This window comes from Myxococcus sp. MH1, from assembly GCF_059738865.1.
Window position 1 is genome coordinate 5,298,121 of sequence record NZ_AP026947.1, and the last position, 16,860, is coordinate 5,314,980.

General features: G+C 70.9%; 13 protein-coding genes. 6 read left to right on the top strand and 7 right to left on the bottom strand.

The genetic code is table 11. The annotated features are described in order from the left end of the window. Window positions 1-238 precede the first annotated feature (238 nt). The gene (locus AC6JA9_RS20960) at window positions 239-1,063 is read left to right on the top strand and encodes a hypothetical protein (RefSeq protein ID WP_223748727.1); all 825 of its coding nucleotides are present in this window, start codon (window positions 239-241) and stop codon (window positions 1,061-1,063) included. Window positions 1,064-1,126: 63 nt separating this feature from the next. On the opposite strand, the gene AC6JA9_RS20965 is transcribed toward AC6JA9_RS20960, so the two are convergent. Both AC6JA9_RS20965 and AC6JA9_RS20970 read right to left on the bottom strand, forming a co-directional pair. Further along, on the bottom strand, window positions 1,127-2,227 hold the full coding sequence (locus tag AC6JA9_RS20965; protein ID WP_483577874.1) for a class I SAM-dependent methyltransferase: 1,101 nt from the start codon (window positions 2,225-2,227) through the stop codon (window positions 1,127-1,129). A 117-nt stretch (window positions 2,228-2,344) separates the two neighbouring features. Continuing rightward, entirely contained in the window at window positions 2,345-3,121 is a 777-nt protein-coding gene (locus AC6JA9_RS20970; RefSeq protein WP_497960562.1) for a DUF6209 family protein, read from the bottom strand. 172 nt (window positions 3,122-3,293) lie between these two features. Between AC6JA9_RS20970 and AC6JA9_RS20975 the strand changes: the two genes are divergently transcribed. Further along, entirely contained in the window at window positions 3,294-5,108 is a 1,815-nt protein-coding gene (locus AC6JA9_RS20975) for a DUF8689 domain-containing protein (protein WP_497960564.1), read from the top strand. 17 nt (window positions 5,109-5,125) lie between these two features. Here the strand turns inward: AC6JA9_RS20975 and AC6JA9_RS20980 are convergent, their stop codons facing one another. Then, entirely contained in the window at window positions 5,126-5,908 is a 783-nt protein-coding gene (locus AC6JA9_RS20980; RefSeq protein ID WP_223748724.1) for a WbqC family protein, read from the bottom strand. Between the two features lie 139 nt (window positions 5,909-6,047). Here AC6JA9_RS20980 and AC6JA9_RS20985 point away from each other — a divergent pair, with 139 nt between their 5' ends. Further along, entirely contained in the window at window positions 6,048-8,108 is a 2,061-nt protein-coding gene (locus tag AC6JA9_RS20985; RefSeq protein ID WP_223783223.1) for an ATP-binding protein, read from the top strand. 8 nt (window positions 8,109-8,116) lie between these two features. Here the strand turns inward: AC6JA9_RS20985 and AC6JA9_RS20990 are convergent, their stop codons facing one another. Further along, the gene (locus AC6JA9_RS20990; protein ID WP_223748722.1) at window positions 8,117-8,908 is read right to left on the bottom strand and encodes a phytanoyl-CoA dioxygenase family protein; all 792 of its coding nucleotides are present in this window, start codon (window positions 8,906-8,908) and stop codon (window positions 8,117-8,119) included. 104 nt (window positions 8,909-9,012) lie between these two features. Here AC6JA9_RS20990 and AC6JA9_RS20995 point away from each other — a divergent pair, with 104 nt between their 5' ends. From AC6JA9_RS20995 to AC6JA9_RS21005, 3 genes are all read left to right on the top strand, one after another. Then, window positions 9,013-9,966 carry an alpha/beta fold hydrolase gene (locus AC6JA9_RS20995; RefSeq protein ID WP_223748721.1) on the top strand — a complete coding sequence of 318 codons (954 nt, stop codon included), beginning with the start codon at window positions 9,013-9,015 and terminating at the stop codon, window positions 9,964-9,966. Window positions 9,967-10,031: 65 nt separating this feature from the next. Then, window positions 10,032-10,718, top strand: coding sequence for a response regulator transcription factor (locus AC6JA9_RS21000; RefSeq protein ID WP_223748720.1), 687 nt, complete (start codon window positions 10,032-10,034; stop codon window positions 10,716-10,718). Continuing rightward, entirely contained in the window at window positions 10,715-12,121 is a 1,407-nt protein-coding gene (locus tag AC6JA9_RS21005; RefSeq protein WP_223783224.1) for a sensor histidine kinase, read from the top strand. The genes AC6JA9_RS21000 and AC6JA9_RS21005 overlap by 4 nt, the downstream gene beginning before the upstream one ends. A gap of 45 nt (window positions 12,122-12,166) precedes the next feature. Here the strand turns inward: AC6JA9_RS21005 and AC6JA9_RS21010 are convergent, their stop codons facing one another. Genes AC6JA9_RS21010 through AC6JA9_RS21020 form a run of 3 tightly spaced genes read right to left on the bottom strand, consistent with a single transcriptional unit; the run spans window position 12,167 to window position 16,858 of the window. Beyond that, window positions 12,167-13,753, bottom strand: coding sequence for an ABC transporter substrate-binding protein (locus AC6JA9_RS21010; RefSeq protein ID WP_223783225.1), 1,587 nt, complete (start codon window positions 13,751-13,753; stop codon window positions 12,167-12,169). Window positions 13,754-13,757: 4 nt separating this feature from the next. Beyond that, window positions 13,758-14,876, bottom strand: a complete 1,119-nt coding sequence (locus tag AC6JA9_RS21015; protein ID WP_408890469.1) for an SCO family protein — start codon at window positions 14,874-14,876, stop codon at window positions 13,758-13,760. Continuing rightward, the gene (locus tag AC6JA9_RS21020) at window positions 14,873-16,858 is read right to left on the bottom strand and encodes a YncE family protein (protein ID WP_223748716.1); all 1,986 of its coding nucleotides are present in this window, start codon (window positions 16,856-16,858) and stop codon (window positions 14,873-14,875) included. The genes AC6JA9_RS21015 and AC6JA9_RS21020 overlap by 4 nt, the downstream gene beginning before the upstream one ends. Window positions 16,859-16,860: the final 2 nt, after the last annotated feature.

The following is a 16,860-nucleotide window of genomic DNA, read 5'->3' on the forward strand; positions in this document are numbered from 1 at the left end:
GGAAATTTCCTTCCCAACCTCGTTGATCTCTGCGATGGGTCGGATCCGCTCCGAGTCTGGGGCGGGGTGAACCCAGATCGCCTGATTTCCGCGAAAAATGCAGTCGGGTTGCGATATTGCGGGGAGGCTGGATATAGTTGCCCGCAGAGCGATGAATATGCAGATCAGTACACCTGGTGCGTCCCGGACCCACTCCATGGAACCAGCATCCCGAACGGTGACCCAGGTTTCACGCCCTGTGCTGCGCACCGTGCTTCATGAGGCCCTGGAGAGCCACCAGGGAGGTGAGGTGGTGGTGAAGTCCGCCAGCGTCTCCGGGCGGATCTTCATCGTCGGGCAGAAGGTGGCCTGGGCGGTCCTGAACGGGCCCGGGGTGCAGAACTTCTCGTCCGTGTTGATCCACCAGCAGCTCGTCACGCGCGACGACGTCGAGCAGGTCATGGCGGAGTGTCGCAAGAGTGGCGGCAACTTCTGCGAGGTGTTGGTGTCGTGGGGGCTGGTACCGCGCGAGACGTTGCGCGACCTGCTGCGCGAGCACATGGCCGGCCACGTCCAGGCGCTGCTGGCGGTGCCGGATGCGCAGGCGCTCTTCGTTCCCCAACCGCGCACCTACTCCAGCCAGCTGACGTTCACGCTGGAGGAGCTGGTGCACCCTGTCGAGCAGCACCCCACCCACCCCCCAGTCGAAAGAGAAGTCATGGCGAACGTGAAGCAGACCCTGGAAGAGACACTGAAGATCGAAGGCGCGTTCGCTGCGTGCCTGGTGGATGCGAAGAGCGGCATGTGTCTGGGTTCCCAGGGCGGCACCGCGGCCTTCAACATCGAGACGGCGGCCGCGGCGAACACCGAGGTGGTGCGCGCCAAGATGAAGGCGATGAGCGTCATCGGCATCAAGGACAAGATCGAGGACATCCTCATCACGCTCGGCGAGCAGTACCACATCATCCGGCCGCTCTCGACGCGTGACGGTCTGTTCTTCTACCTCGCGCTGAACCGCGCCAACGCGAACCTGGCGATGGCGCGCTTCAAGCTGGCGGACATCGAGAAGAGCCTGGCGCTCTGAATCACCACGCGTCGGCGCCCGGCTCCTCCACGAGCGGGCGCCGACCGGGCGCGCGGGCGCCGTCTAGCGCTTGACGAGCACGACACCGTCCTGGTGCGCGCCGTGGACCTTCTGGAGCAGCTCGCGGACGTCGAAGAAGCGCGCCCACTTCGTCCGGATGTAGTCCGACTTGTAGAAGGTGTGGATGTTGTGGAAGGGCGAGGGCATGTAGCGCAGCACCACCCGCTCGGAGGGCATCGGCTGGTCGAACCACGCCGAGGGCACGGGCTGGGTGTCCGACTCCAGGCTCCGGTACGGGTGGTCGAGGAGGTGCCGCCGGATGGGGTGCCCCGCGTCCCGGGCCATGGCGTCCCAGGTGCGCTCCGTGTGCAGGGAGATGAACGCGACGCCGCCCGGCTTGAGGACGCGGCGGAACTCCATCAGCCACGACTCCTCGAACTCATCCATGTGCGTGAAGACCGAGCCACAGAAGATGAGGTCGATGGACGCGTCGGGGATGGGCAGCGTCGGGACGATGGCGGTCTGGAAGAAGAAGCCCTTGGGTGACAGGTACCGGTTCATCCACCGGATGGCGTTCGAGTAGATGTCCGAACCGTAGACCTCCGCCTTCGGGGCGTGCGCGAGGAAGTGGCGCAGCACGCGGCCCGACGAGCAGGCGAAGTCGAGGAAGCGGAAGTGCCCGTCCGGGTCGATGCCCGCGGACTTCAGCAGGCCCTTCAGGAACAGGTAGTCGCTCAGGCCGTTGAGCCAGTAGCTGACGTGCTGCTCGCCGAAGTAGTGGGCGCGCTCCTGCATGGGAGGGAGCGGGGAGGTGTCCGCCGCGACGTAGGCCTGGAGCTGCTCCTCGGAGAGCGCCTGGAGCAGGCCGGTCTGGACGGTTCCGTCGTCGCCGAAGAGGCCCTTGGCGACCAGGGTGAGCGGCTCGCCACCGTGCTTCTCGCGGAGCAGCTCCGCGATGGGCGGGAGCGACACCGTCAGGGGCCTGTCCGGCAGCGTCCAGACGGCGCTGGTGAGGTCGGGAGCAGGGGCGGGAGCGGCATGCACCGCCGCCGCGGCAGGCGGCGGCCCCAGCCAGGGCTCCAGGCGATGGATGAAGTTGCGGGCCGCGGACTTCACCAGGGGCTTGAGCTGCTGTGCCAGTGCTTTGTGGGTCTGATTGAACATGTCGGTTGCCGTCCGGCCCCTGGTTGGAAAGCGGCGCAGTTGACCGCCGGGCCTCGCAAAAAGCAACCGGGTCCACCCCACCGCGTGGGTCATCTCGGTGGGGCGGAGGGAAGGGGATTACGGCTGCAGCGCGAGGCGGTAGTTCTGTCCGTACAGGGAGTCCCAGCGGCGGCAGTAGCCGCGGTCCCAGTTCTCGAACCACAGCGTCACGGCGCGAGCCCCCGCGGGCGGAGTAAGCGTCACCGGGACGCCGTAGCGCGAGTAGCCGCTGACCTGCGTGACGCTCTGGCTCCCGGTGACGCCGTTGTCGAAGCGGTAGTGCACCCACACCTCCCACGTGGGCGCGCCGTTGTAGAGCAGGCGGCACTCGGGCAGCCGGTCGATGTCGTAGTCCACCAGGAAGGGCTGTCCCGCCTTCACGGTGCCCACCGTGTACTCGAGCCAGCCCTCCTGGAACACCCACGTCGGCGTCGGCGCAGTGCCCGCCGCGCGCACGGCGAACTGGAAGTTGGAGCCGAAGTGGGAGTCGTAGTGCTCGCAGCCGGGGCTCGAGACTCGGAACCACAGCGCCAGCGTGCCCTCCGCGGGCAGCGACACCACGGGCGGGGCGCCGGCGGTGGGCTGGCCCGCGACGTCGAAGCTGCCCTCGGGGCCGCCGTTGACGCGGTAGTGGCCGGTGAGGCTCCAGCCCGGCGTGCCATCCGGAAGCGTGAGCCGGCACTGCGGCAGCCGGTTCGTGTCGTACGTCACCTGGACCGCGTCGCCCGCGACCAGCGTGCGGGACTGGGTGAGCGTCCAGTCGGCGTGGAAGGAGATGCCGGGCGCGCCCTGGGCCGCGGCGGCGCTGGCGATGAACAGCAGGGGCAGGGTGAACAGGGTCAGGATGTGTTTCAAGGGTGTGGCTCCTGGGTGAATGGCGGGCCCGGGCCGGCGTGGACGCCGGCGACAGACCCCCTCCATGGGGAGGCGCGCGCATCATGGCCCGTGGGGCCCACGCCCGGGGCGCCTCGTTGTCCCCCGTCATTTCGGGTAGGCTCGCTGGCGAACACCCTGGAGCGAGCACCGAATGACCCTGTTCAGGAGGCCGTCCCCCCCGACGGCGGGTGAGTCGAGCGACGACTCGAGTCGCAGCGCCACCCCCACGGAGACGCCCGCGCAGTCCGACATCCCCAGCCCGGTCCTCAGCTCCCCCCCGCGCGCCCGCGGCCCGTTGGCCGGCGCGTCCCCCGGGCTCGGCGAGCGCAGGCCCGGTGCTTCCATGCGACCCCAGCCGCCTCCCTCGGATGATCCGGAGTTCCCCACCGAGCGGCGCACCGCCCAGCCGGGCCCGGGCGCCGAGCGCCGTCCTCCCCCGCAGGCCGGCGCGCTGCCGTCCGTCATCGTGTCCAACCAGGAGGGCGCCGCCCGCCGTCCTCCCTCCGCCGCCCCGGGCGCCCCGGAGCGCCGTCCCCAGGCCGCGGCCCCGGGCGGTGGTGCCTTCGGGGGCGCCGAGCGCAGGACGGTGCCTCCTCCGGCCTATTCAGGCCCGGAGCGCCGGTCCGCCGTCACCGGCTCGCGTCGCGCGCTCGAGTCGGGCGGCCCCGGGGCTCCGGACCGCTTCTGGCCCACCCAGCCCCGCGACCTGTCCGAGACGGGGCTCACGGCCACGTTCGTCGAGGAGCTGGTGCTCAAGGCGCTGTTCTTCGCCGGCGAGATGCGCGGCATGGACCTGGCCAGCCGGCTGCAATTGCCCACGTCCATCGTCGACGACATCATCGAGGGCCTGCGCCGCCAGAAGTACGTGGACATCCGCGGCGGCGGCGCGTCCGGCGTGGGCAAGTCGACGATGATCTACCAGCTCACGCCCTTCGTGACGGACGTGCTCCGGCAGATCACGGACCGCAATCGCTACAACGGTCCGGCGCCCGTGCCCTTCCAGGAGTACGTGGCGGCGGTGAAGAAGCAGACGGTGCGCGGCAATCGCATCACCCGCGCGCGGATGCAGGACAAGTTCGGCGACCTCATCATCCGCGACTACATCTACGACGGCATCGGTCCGGCGATGAACTCCGGGCGCGCCATCTTCTTCTACGGGCCGCCGGGCAATGGCAAGACAGCCATCTGCCAGGGCATGGTGAACTGCTTCGACGGGGACATCTTCATCCCCCACGCCATCCTCATCGACGACTTCGTGGTGCGCGTCTTCGACAGCAACCTCCACAAGCCCGTGGAGGAGGAGGGGGCCCCCTCGTACGACAGGCGCTGGGTGCGCTGCCGGCGGCCGCTCGTCGTCGTGGGCGGTGAGCTGACGCTGGAGATGCTCGACCTCGTGTACTCGCCCGAGGTGAAGTACTACGAGGCCCCGTTCCAGATGAAGGCCAGCAACGGGATGCTCCTCATCGACGACTTCGGCCGGCAGAAGGTCTCCCCCAAGGACCTGCTCAACCGGTGGATCGTCCCGCTGGAGAGCGACATCGACATGCTCACCCTGCACACCGGCAAGAAGCTGCAGGTGCCCTTCGATGTGTTCGCCGCCTTCTCCACCAACCTGGACCCCAGCGCGCTCGTGGACGACGCCTTCCTGCGCCGCGTCCGCTACAAGCTGGAGGTGCAGCGCCCGGACGAGGAGCAGTTCCATCAGATCTTCGAGGTGATGTGTCGCAAGCGCGGCGTGGCCTACAACGCCAACGCGGTCGACTACCTCATCGAGCAGCACTACCGGCCCACCCAGCGGCCCTTCGCGGCCTGCCAGCCGCGCGACCTGCTGGACCAGGTCATCGACATGTCCCATTACATGGGGCAGGAGCCTCGCCTGGACCCGGCGCTGCTGGACGCCGCCGTGCGCAGCTACTTCGTGCGCTTCGACAAGCCCGCGGAGACCACCGCGGCCTCCGCGGGCTGAAGGCCCTTCAGCGCTCCTTAGGGGGGCGCCGGGGCGAAGGGGCCCCACGGCGAGGGCTCCAACCACCGGCGCACCTCGTCCACGGGGACGTTGGACAGCACGTCGACGATGGACATCCCCTGCACGAACCTCCCGTCGCGCCCCTGCTCGTAGGGCGGGTGGCGGAAGCGCTGCCACAGCACGCGCACGTCCGCGCTCCGGAACAGCCCCACCTGGAGGTACAGCGACGAGCCCAGCCCCGAGTAGTACGTGTGGGCCTTCAGCTGTCGGCAGTACTCCACCAGCCGCGCCGACTTCTCGTCGCCCTGCTTCCGCAGCGTGGAGGCCAGCAGGATGCGCGGCGACAGCCCCAGCGGCGCGTGGAAGAGGGCGGTGCTCGCGAGCAACACCCTCAGGAGCGAGCCGGGGCCCGCCTCCGTCGCGACGCCGTCATAGAAGGGCTCCAGCAGCGGAAGCACCTGGGTGGCGAAATGGGGCCGCCGCCGGTACAGCGTCACCAGCGTGTCCAGGTGCTTGCGCGCCCAGCGCTGACGCGAGTCCACCGCCAGGTCGGCGATGAGTGTGTCGCGATGTGGGTCCTCCAGCGGAATGGACAGCCATTGGAAGCCGGGCTCGGTGGGCGGAGGTGTGGGCACGGTGGCGGGCAGCGCCACGCGCGTCCTGCGCTGCCAGCCACGCCGGAGCCACTGCACGTTGTCGAGCACCAGCAACGTGTCCGCGCGCGCCGTCTGCTCATAGAAGTCCACCCAGGGCAGGTAGTGGGGTTGCTCGGCGACGACGACTCCTGGACTGCCCGGCACGCACGGCCTCTTTTCCGCGGAGGATTGCTGGGGTGGCGCGGCCCCTCACTGTCGGACCGGACGCGGTGGATTGCTCCTGCTGCTAGATTGTAACATTCCAAAGCCGGTCAGGGACCTTCGCCGAGGTGGAAACGAACGGATGAGGTACCTGTGCATCAGCGCGGACCCGCAGCATCCCGTCGCGGAGGAGCTCCGACGTCAGGGGCAGGACGTGCTCATCCGGGGCGAGGCGGCGGAGGCGGACGCGGAGCTGGTGCACGGCCACGTGGACGTGCTCATCGTGGAGGCCGCGTCGCTCGCGCCGGATGCCCGGTGGCTGGATGCGCTGCGTGGGCGCGCCAGGCCCGAGGATCCGCTGGTGCTGGGGCTGGCGGACGAGGCTACGGACGAGGCGCTCGCGCCGCTGTTGTCGGCGGGCGTGGAGGAGTTCCTCGTGGCGCCCTTCCACGCGGTGGAGGTGCGCGCGCGCCGGCTGCTGCTGGAGCGCCGGGCGGCGCGGCGTCGGCAGATGCAGAGCACCCAGGCCGCGGCGCGTGGGGAGATGGAGCGGCTGGCCTCCATCATCCAGACGCAGGCGGACGTGGCGCTGGCGGGGCTGGACCTGTCGGGGGTGATGAGCCTGTTGTGCGAGCGCGCGCGGGTGTTGTGCGGCGCGGACGGGGCGGCGGTGGCGCTGCTGGAGGAGGGCTACGTGGAGTACCGGGTGGCCACCGGCAGCCTGCGGCGGCACATGGGCTTCCGGCTGAAGGTGGAGGGAAGCCTCACCGGCACCAGCCTCTTGCGCGGCGAGGTGATGCGCACCGACGACACCGAGGACGACGTGCGCGTCAACGTGGCGGCCACGCGGCAGGTGGGCGCGCGCTCCATGGTCTGCGTCCCGTTGTGGCGCGAGGCGCGGCCCGTGGGGGCGCTGAACCTGACCTCGCACCTGCCCAACGCGTTCGATGACCGGGACGTGCGCACGCTGGAGCTGATGGCGGGCCTGTTGGGCGCGGCCATGGGGAACGCGGCGGAGGCGGCGGCGAGGCAGGCGTTGATGGAGGAGCGCGCGGCGGCGCTCGCGGCGCTGCAGGAGTCCCAGGCGCTGTTCGCGGCCTTCATGAACCACAGCCCCGCGGTGGCGTACATGAAGGACTCGCAGGGGCGCCGCGTCTGGGTGAACGAACCCTATCGTCGCTTCTTCGGCCTGGCCGATGGCGCGGACGTGGAGGGGATGGACGACGCGCGGCTGATGCCCGCGGCCTCCGCGGAGCACGTGCGGCGCGAGGACCAGGCGGTGCTCGCGTCGGGGGAGCCCAGCGCGACGGAGGGCATGATTCCCGCGCCGGACGGCTCGGAGCGGCACTGGCTCACCTACCGCTTCATCGTGCGCGACCGCTCAGGGCGGAGGCTCCTGGGGGGCGTGTCGCTGGACGTCACGGACCGCAAGGCGATGCAGGCGCAGCTGGTCGTGTCGGACCGGCTGGCCGCGGTGGGCACGCTGGCGGCGGGCGTGGCGCATGAAATCAACAACCCGCTGGCCTTCGTGCTCTCCAACCTGTCGTTCCTCTCCGTGGAGCTGCAGAACGTGACGCGCGAGCTGCCCCCGGGGCGCACGTCCGAGATGGAGGAGGTGCTGCGCGAGGCGGTGGATGGCGCGCACCGGGTGCGGCAGATCGTCCGGGACCTGAGGACCTTCTCGCGCGGGGACGACGAGGTGGCCACCGCCGTCAACCTGCAGGCGGTGCTCGAGTCCGCCATCACCATGGCGCGCGGAGAGCTGAAGATGCGCGCGCAGATCATCCGCGACTTCGGCGACGTGCCTCCGGTGGAGGGCAGCGAGGGGCGCTTCGGGCAGGTGTTCCTCAACCTGCTCATCAACGCCGCGCATGCGATTCCAGAGGGCAAGCCGGAGCACCACGAGGTGCGCGTGGTGCTGCGCGCCTCGGGGGACCGGGTCATCGTGGAGGTGAGCGACACCGGCGTGGGCATGACGCCGGAGGTGCGCGCGCGCATCTTCGACCCGTTCTTCACCACCAAGCCCGTGGGGGAGGGGACGGGCCTGGGCCTGTCCATCTGCCACGGCATCGTCACCGGCTTCGGCGGGGACATCTCCGTGGAGAGCGAGGTGGGGCGGGGCAGCACCTTCCGCGTCTCCCTGCCGGTGGGGCACCGCGCGCGCGCGCTGGGACGTCCCCCTCCGTTGCACCTGGTGGGCTGAAGGCCGCTTCAGTCGCGTCCGTGGCGGAACAGCGGATGGAACACGCGGGGCGCCTTCTTCTTGCGCACGCAGCGGGTGTCCGCGCTCATGTAGCAGGCGGAGAACGCGCGGCGCCTCAGGCCGGGGCGGCCACGGCCTGAGCGGTGCCACAGGTGGTTGTGCACCAGGATGACCTCGCCCGCGAGCGCGGGGAGGGGCACCGCGCGGTGCTCCGCGTCCTCGGCGGCCACCTGGTCCGGCGGGATGACGCCGCCCAGCTCCGTCACCAGTCCTCGCCGGTGACTGCCGGGCACCACCTCCAGGCAGCCGCCGTCCTCGGGGGCGTCATCCAGCGCGGTCCACAGCTGGAGCTCCGGCTCCCGGGTGAGTCCCCAGAGCCGACCTCCGTCCTGGTGCCAGGGCAGGTTGCTGCCGCCGGCCTGGCCCTTGTGGAAGAGGATGGCGCGGTACAGGACGATGTCGCCGGGGATGCGCGCGCGGACGATGCGCTCGAACAGCGGATTCTCCAGCCACGCGAGGAAGCGCGCGTCCTTCTCCAGCTTCTCCAGCTTGCGGTAGTCCAGCGAGGGCCCCTGCCAGCCGAGCCCCAGGGGGGCGTCCTCGTAGCGTCCGGTGGTGGCGTCCGGCTGGAAGAACATGCCGGGGTAGACCACGCGGCCGAGCATCAGGTCGTCCGCCCGCTCGCGCAGGGCCACGAGGCCCTCCTCGTCCAGGACCCTGCCCAGCCGGGCATAGCCATGCTCGGCGTAGTGCGCGAGCACCGGGGTGAGGTCGAGCGCCTGCGCGTCGTCACGAAGCATGCGCCCTCATACCTCGGACGCCTGCGGTGGAGGAGTGTGACGACGGGGGCCTGGGGCACGCACGGCTTGCGCGCTCGCCGTCCTCGCACCATGGTGAGGGCGGCATGCCCTACCGTCGCACCACGCGCTTCGTCGTCGCTCCGGATGGAACCCGGGTGGCCTGGCATACGCACCTGGGGGAGCTGCTCGAGGAGTCCTCGGACGAGGCGCTCAAGCCGCGCGCCACCGTGCTCCTGAGCAATGGCATCGGCTCCTCGGAGAACTTCTGGCGCCACGTCGTCGCCAGCCTGGAGCAGGACCACCGGGTGGTGCACTGGAACTACCGGGGCCACGGGGGCAGCGAGGAGTCGCGCGGAGGCGACTACGACTTCTCCGTGCACGTGGGGGACCTGGAGCGCGTCACGGAGGAGGTGATGGCGCTCGGCGACGGACGGCCCCCGCACCAGGTGGCCTACTCCATGGGCGTGCGCGTCCTGTTGGAGCTGTATCGCCGCCGTCCGGACCTGGTGCCGGCGATGACGCTCATCGCGGGGAGCCCGGGCGCGGCGGGCTCGGGGGACGCGGGGCTGGCGGCGAGGACGCTGCTGGGCACGGCGCGCGAGGCCCTCCGTCTGGCGACGCCCGCGGTGCCTCTGGCGACACCCGTGGTGCGCGCGTTCCTGGGCAGCCGGCTGGCGTATCCGTTGGCCCGCGCGGTGGGGGCGCTGAGGCCCCGGGCTCCGCGTGACGACATCGACGAGTTCCTGCGCGCGCTGCGGACGATGAGCCCCCAGGCCTACTGGCACACGCTGCGTGGGTTCGCGGAGGGGCACGCCTGGGACGTGCTGCCCCAGGTGAAGGTGCCCACGCAGATCATCGCCGCGCGTCATGACACCCTCGTCCCGCTGCGGGAGATGGTGCGCATGCGTGACGCGCTGCCACATGCCCACTGGATGCTGGTGGAGGACGCCGGGCACGCGGGATTGTTGGAGGCCGGGACGGAGATCGCCGACGCGGTGCGCGGCTTCCTGGTGGACCACGGGCTGCGGCCGGCGGAGGCCCCCCCTCCTTCTTCGTGACGGGAACGATGCTGGTCCGTTCTCCCGGAGCGTGGAAAGCTCTGGAGCGCAGGGGGGACGTGCCCATGCGACTGCTGCTCGTCGAAGACGAAGTGAAGATGGTGGTGTTGCTCCAGCGGGGGCTGGAGGAGGAAGGCCACAGCCTGGAGGTCTGTACCGGCGGGCGTGAGGCGTTGGAGCGGGGCCGCGAGGAGGGGTTCGACGTCATCGTGCTCGACTGGGCGCTGCCCGAGGTCGACGGTGTCACCTTGCTCAAGCACTGGCGGGGCGCGGGCGTGCGCACGCCGGTGCTGATGCTCACCGCGCGTGGCACCACGCCGGAGAAGGTCACCGGGCTGCGCTCGGGCGCGGACGACTACCTGGTGAAGCCCTTCGATTTCGAGGAGCTGCTGGCCCGGCTGGAGGCGCTGGCCCGGCGTGGGGAGTCCGAGGATGGACCGGTGCGCCTGGGCTCGGTGGTGTTGGATCCACGGCGGCGGGTGCTGGGCCGCTCCGGCCGCGAGGAGCCGCTGACGGCGCGTGAGTTCGCGCTCTTCTCCGCGCTGGCGAAGCACCCGGGAGAGGCGCAGGTGCGCGCGCGGCTGCTGGCGCAGGCGTGGGGGCGGGACTTCGAGGGGCATGGCAACGTGCTCGATGTGTATGTCGGCTATCTGCGCGCGAAGCTCGAGCGGCTCTCGGCGACGGACGTGGCCATCCGCGCAGTGCGGGGCGTGGGGTACAAGCTGACGGTGTCGGAGGCCGTGACACCGTGACGTTGACCCGGCGGCTGTGGCTGCTGGGCGCGCTCGTTCCCGCGTTGGCGATGGTGGTCGCGCTGGGCAGCGCGGCGCGGCTGTTCCGCTACGACCTGGAGCGCTCGTTGGACAGAGCGCTGCTGGCGCAGGCGGCGGTGGAGAGCGCCAGCCTCTTCGACGGGCCCGAGCGCAAGGCCCACCTCCACATGACGGTGTCCCCGTTGCTGGAGCAGGTACGCCCCTTCGCACCGCACGGCTATCTCCATGGTCCGGATGGAGCCCTGGTGGCGCGCTATCCGCCCGGGCTCCAGGTGGAGGAGTCCGAGTCGAGACGGGTTCCGGGTGCGCCCGGTGCGCCGCCCCAGCTGGTCACGCGCATCGGAACGGATGGGGTGCGCTGGCGCGAGGTGCAGGTGGATGTCCGCTCTCCGCAGGGCGCGCCGTACGCGCTGCGACTGTCGGCGTCCCTGGGGCAGGTGGATGGCTCGGTGGGGACGTACCACCGGCTGGCGCTCTTCCTCGCGGTGTCGTTGGGGCTGGCCTTGCTGGTGGTGCAGACCTGGCAGGCGCGCAAGCTGGCGCGGAGGCTGGCGGCCATCACCCGGCACCTGCGGCGTCTGCGGGAAGGGGACTTCTCCCATGCCCCGGTGGAGGACCCGGCGCGTGATGAAATCGGACAGCTGCGCGCCGTGCTGGCGGAGGCGACGGAGCGTCTTCGGGGCGCGCGTGAGGCGCAGGAGCGGCTCATCGCGGGCGCGGCCCATGAGCTGCGGACACCCCTGACGCTGATGCGCACGAGCATGGACCTGGCGCTGCGACGGGAGCGGTCGCGTGAGGAGCTGCGGGTGGGGCTGGAAGAGGCGCGGCGCGAGGTGGACCGGCTGGCGGTGCTCGCGGGGAATCTGCTCGACCTCGCGGTGGCGGGGCGGGGGGCGTGGGACCGGAAACAGGGAGACCTGTCGCGGCTCGTCGCGCAGGCGGTGGAGGGGGCGCGCGCGGAAGCCGAGCGACGCGGGTTGCTGATTCGCGCGGAGGTGTCGGCGCCAGCCGAGGCCCTCTTCGACGCGGGGAGCCTGCGGCAGGCGGTGGACAATGTCTTGTCGAACGCGATGAAGTTCTCGCCCGCGGGCGGTGAGATTCAAGTGCGGCTCGTTCGCGAGGCGGAGCGTTATCAAGTCCGGGTCGCGGATGCCGGGCCGGGGATTCCGCTGGCGGAGCACCAGTCCGTGTTCGAGCCATTCCACCGGTTGGCTGGAACGGCGCACACGCCGGGCACTGGACTGGGGCTGTCCATCGTCCGCGAGGTGGCGGAGCAACATGGTGGCCGGGCCTATGTCGCTCCGGAGCCGCGTCGTTTCGGAACCGAGGTGGTCATCGAGCTGCCGAGGGACTCGTCGGAGGAGCGGGTCCGCGCGCGCTGAGCCGCGGCGGCGTCAGAGGCAGCGGATGCGACCGGTGGGGCGTCGTCACGGCGACAAGGGGAGCCACTCCGACGCGGGCACGAGTCGACCCGTGCCCGATTCCAGCGCGGCGAGCTGTCCTCCCTGCACCCCCACGCGGCGGTTGACGCCGAAGGTGAGCGGCGGCGAGACGCCTGTATCGAAATCCCGCAGGGATTCGAGCTGGAGCATCAAGCTCGCGCGGGTGACCTCCGCGCCCGTGCGCGTGAGTGCCTCCACGAGCACTCGCGCCGCCGCGTAGGCTCCGAGCTGGAAGGCGGCGTGGCCTTGCTCGAGGCCATGACGCGCCATGAACTCGGAGAAGGCCTCCAGCCTGGGCGCACGCTCACCCAGGCCCACGGGCGAGAGGAACCGGAGCTGCAACGAGGTCGCCCCGACGACCTCCGGCCGCGCGAGGCGGGCTGGCGCCAGCACCAGGACCGACGGGGCTCGAGCCTCCAACCATCGGAGCAGTGGAGCGAGATCCTCGGGTGCTCCCGCATAGAGCACCGCGACGGGGGGCCTCGCTGGCCATTCGCCGGGGAGTCCTCGAGGCAGGACGAGCTCCGTGATGGACGGCAGCGCCCGGCGCGTCATCTCGTCCTTCACGGCGCGGGTCCACTCCGCGCCCACGTCATCTCCCGAGTGTGCCACGACGAGTGAAGCACGCCGCAAACGAGGCTCCTGGCTGTTCGCGAGCCACTGCACCGCGAGCCGCGCCAGCGAGGGCTCATCCGGGTAGAGGAAGAACACGGGGCTGTCCACGTCGGAGGTTCCGCCACGCAAGACCAGCGGCAGCACGAGCGGAGCCCCCTCCCGCGTGAGCCTCGCATCAGAGGCTCGAGGTCCTCGACGCAGGCTTCCCACCAGCGCGAGCACGCCACGCTCCAGGAGGCGCTCCGTGGCATCCGCCTGCAGCGAGGGGACCTGTGCCGCGTCATCCTCCACCACCAGCTCCAGACGCCTGCGGAACACGCCGCCCCGCGCGTTCACGTCGTCGAACACCGCGCGCAGGACCGCGGCGGCCTCCCGACCCGCGGGCCCCAGGCTCCCCGTGAGCGGCAGCGCCGCGCCCACCGTGAGCGTCGTGGGGCTCACTCCCGGGTCGGGGCGTTCACCCAGCTCCCCCAGGTACGCCAGCAGCTCCCGGCGCGAGAGGTCGTCCAGCTCGTAACGAGGCATCGCCACGCTCAGCGTCCGGCCGCTCGCGGAGCGGCCCTCGGTGATGGCGCGCAGCAGCGTGTCGCGCGTGTAGGCCGGCCGCGACCTGTCCTCCAGTTCGCCCACGGCGCGGGGGCGTGAGTGGAAGAGCGCGCCCGGCGTGATGTCGGGCACCTCCACGCCGCCCTCGGCGCTCCCGCGTCCCGCGGGGCCGTGGCATCGCGCGCACGCGGCCACCTCGCCGCCGAGCTCCACGCGCTCGGGCGCGAGCAAGCCCACCAGCGGCATGCCACGCACACTCTGCCCTCGCTGGAACAGCATGCGTCCACGCCGGGCATGCTCAGGATCCTCGGGCGTCGAGGCCGACTTGCAGCCGAACCACACCGAAGCGAGCACCATCAGGAGGACGTGGTGCTGGCGCGCACTCACGGACAGGCCTCCGAGACCGCGCATGGGACTACCTCGGCGCATTCAGGTTCTCGACGGCGTGGACGATGTTCTCCACCTGCGCCATCGCCGGGGATTTCACCCACACGCCCGTGGCCGCGTCTCCGATGAGCAGCGTGGTGTTGTGTGCATCCGGGTCATCCACGTAGCCACCCAGCTTCTTCAGCACGAGCGTGATGTTCTCTCGCGCCCCCGTGAGGAAGTACCAACCGGGCTTCACCCCGAGCTTCTTCGTGAAGGCCCCCAGGCTCTTCGGTGTGTCGTTCGCCGGGTCCACCGAGAGGGTGATCATCGTGATGTCCCGCCCGACGCGCTCACCGAGCCGCTGTTGGACCTGGGTCAGGTGCTTCGTGATGGGCGAGCACGCGCCCTTGCAGGACGTGAAGGCGAAGTTGATGAGCACCTTCCGGCCTCGCACCAGGTCCTCGTAGAAGCGGTGCGTGCGGCCGTCCTGGTCCACCAGCTCCGTGTTCGTGAAGTACTTCGCCGCGGCCTCGTCCTGCGCGCGCGCATCGTCCTGGGGCGCGGCACCGCGCAGCTCGGACGGCCCCGCCGAAGCGGCCTGCACCTCACGAATCGCGGCGAGCAACGCGCTCGGAGCGCCCAGCCCATCCACCCGTGTCCACGTGTCGGAGACTGCATTGCCCACCAGCACGGTGGGACGGTGGGCCTCCTTGTCCGGCACATAGCCCCCCAATGCGACCAGCGCCTGCTTCACCTTCGCGGGGTCTCCCGTGAGGAAGGACCAACCCGGACGAGGCTGGAAGGGCGCCGCGAAGCGCGCGAGGCGCTCGGGCGTGTCGTTGGCCACGTCCAAGGTGATCGAGATGAAGCGCACCGGACTGTCCGGCCCCAGCTCCTTCTGGACGCGCGCGACGGTGGCCGTCATCGGCGAGCAGATGGTCTTGCAGCGCGTGAAGATGAAGTTGATCGCCACCGTGTGGCCACGGACCAGGTCCGACCACAGCTTCACCGGGCGGCCCGTCTGGTCCATCAGCTCCACGTCGGGAACCTCGATGCGCAACGAGGCGGAGTCCCTGGGTGGCGTGGGCACCGCCACGTCCTCGGCCCCGGCGAGGGCGCTCCACAGGGTGAGCAGCACGAACAGCGAGCGCATGGACACAGTCATCGTGCGACCTCGGAGAGGGAAGCGCGCGTCGGAGCCGAAGCCTCGACGACGCCGAAGGTGAAGTGCGGCAGACGACCCAGGTCGATGTTCCGGCTCTCCACGCCGACCACCAGCTTGTACTGGCCCGGAGAGGGCGGGGCGAAGTCCACCTCGAGGTCTCCGTCGTCGGTGAGGCGAGGCTCGGTGCGCCACTGCCACGTCCCGGGCGTCTTGAACATCAACACCCGGACCTCCTCGGGCCCCACCGGACGCGGGTCCATGCCCGGCGTGGGCTCCAGTCGGAAGCGCAAGGGCGTAGAGGTCCCCGCGGTGAAGTGCCGGGCCGGGTCGAACCGCGGCGTGAGCTTCAGGGGGAGCTTCTTCGCGAGCGCCGCGTCCTCGGGCACGCCTCCCACCTTCCACTCCATGCAGACGATGGTGCGTGGATTGTCCAGCAGGAAGGCCACGTCGTAGGTGCCGTTCTCGCGCACCGTGGCGGTGGCCGTGTACGTCCCGGCCTCCACCTCGCGCAGGGAGCGGTCCAGCACCAGCACGGCCCGAGGCTCGCGGCCGTAGTTCAGGTGCGTCCCGCGCGGCGCCATCATGCCCTCCTGGTAGAGGAACAGCGCCCGGTCCGCCGCGCCCGCGACGATGACCCCATTGCCCTCCGGGAGCGCGGCGATGGGGTCGGAGCGTCCCAGTCCACGCGCATCCGCCGGCGCCAACTGCCCCATGGTGACGTTCACCACGGACGGAGTGCTCGCGCCGCCCAGGGTGCTCAGGTCCACCAGCGACACGCGCCCGCTGGTGGTGTTGCGCACGTAGGCGAACGCATCGGTGAACACGACGGAGTCCGGCGCGGCGAAGCCGTGGAGCGAGTGCGCCACCTGGCTGGTCGCCGCGTCGATGATGTCCACGCTGCCCGCGTCCGGGTGGAGCAGGAAGGCCCAGCGCCCCGTGCGGTCGAGCCTCAGCGCCCCCAGCCCCGGCTTCACCGCGATGCGGCGGGACACCTCACGCCGCCCCACGTCCAACACCAGCACCTCGCTGGTGCGCGGCTGCGCGACGAAGACCGCGCGAGCCACGGCGCTCCACGCGACGTCACCCGCGCCGACGCCCACGCTCACGGTGCCCAGCACCTCGCGGGACGCGACATCCACCGCCGTCAGCGCGTCCGCCTCCGTGCTGGTGAGCCACGCGGTGCGACCCTCGTCGGAGAAGGTCACCTCGTGGCGCCCCGCGCCCACCTCCAGTGCCGCCAGCTCCGTGTGCGCCGTGGTGTCGAGGATGCTCACCGTGCCGTCCCCGTCATTGCTCACCCAGGCCGTGCGGCCGTCGGGCGCCACCACGATGCGCCCGGGGCGCTGACCGACGCGAATCGTGCGCGTCGTGAGGAAGCGCCGCAGGTCCACCACGGACACGCTGTCGCCACTGGTCACCGTCGCGTACAGCGCCGAGCGGTCCTTCAGGAGCGCCCAGTCCGCCACCTCGCCGCCCAGGGACACCAGGCTGTGCAGCTTGGTGCGCTCGAAGGCGAGCTGCGGGTTGATGACCGACACCGTCTGGTCATGGTTCAGCGTGAGGAACCAATAGGCGTTCAGGTCCACCTCCGCCTTCGTGGAGAGCAGTCCCCCCAGATAGGACTTCACGCGCTCCTTGCAGGCCGCGTCGTCCGGAGCCTCGGCGCCCGGGGCGCGAGGCGCCATCCAGCCCAGCACGCGCCGTCCCTGGAGGGACGCGCCGGTCTTCGCGTCCGCGAGCATGAAGCGCGCGGTGCCCTGCAGCGCGGACCCGGCGGCGGCCTCGCGGGGGCGCGCCTTGAGCGCGAGGTCGAAGGACACGCGGACACCCTCGCGCTCCGCGAAGGCAGGGGCCGCGGGCAGCGGAGGAGGTGGGTCTTCGAGAGGTGGCGACGCGTCCGGGCGCAGGGCGCCGTGCACGGTGGCGAGGGCGCCCGCGAACAGCACGCCCGAGACGAGGAGGACGAGGCTCTTGCGCATCATGA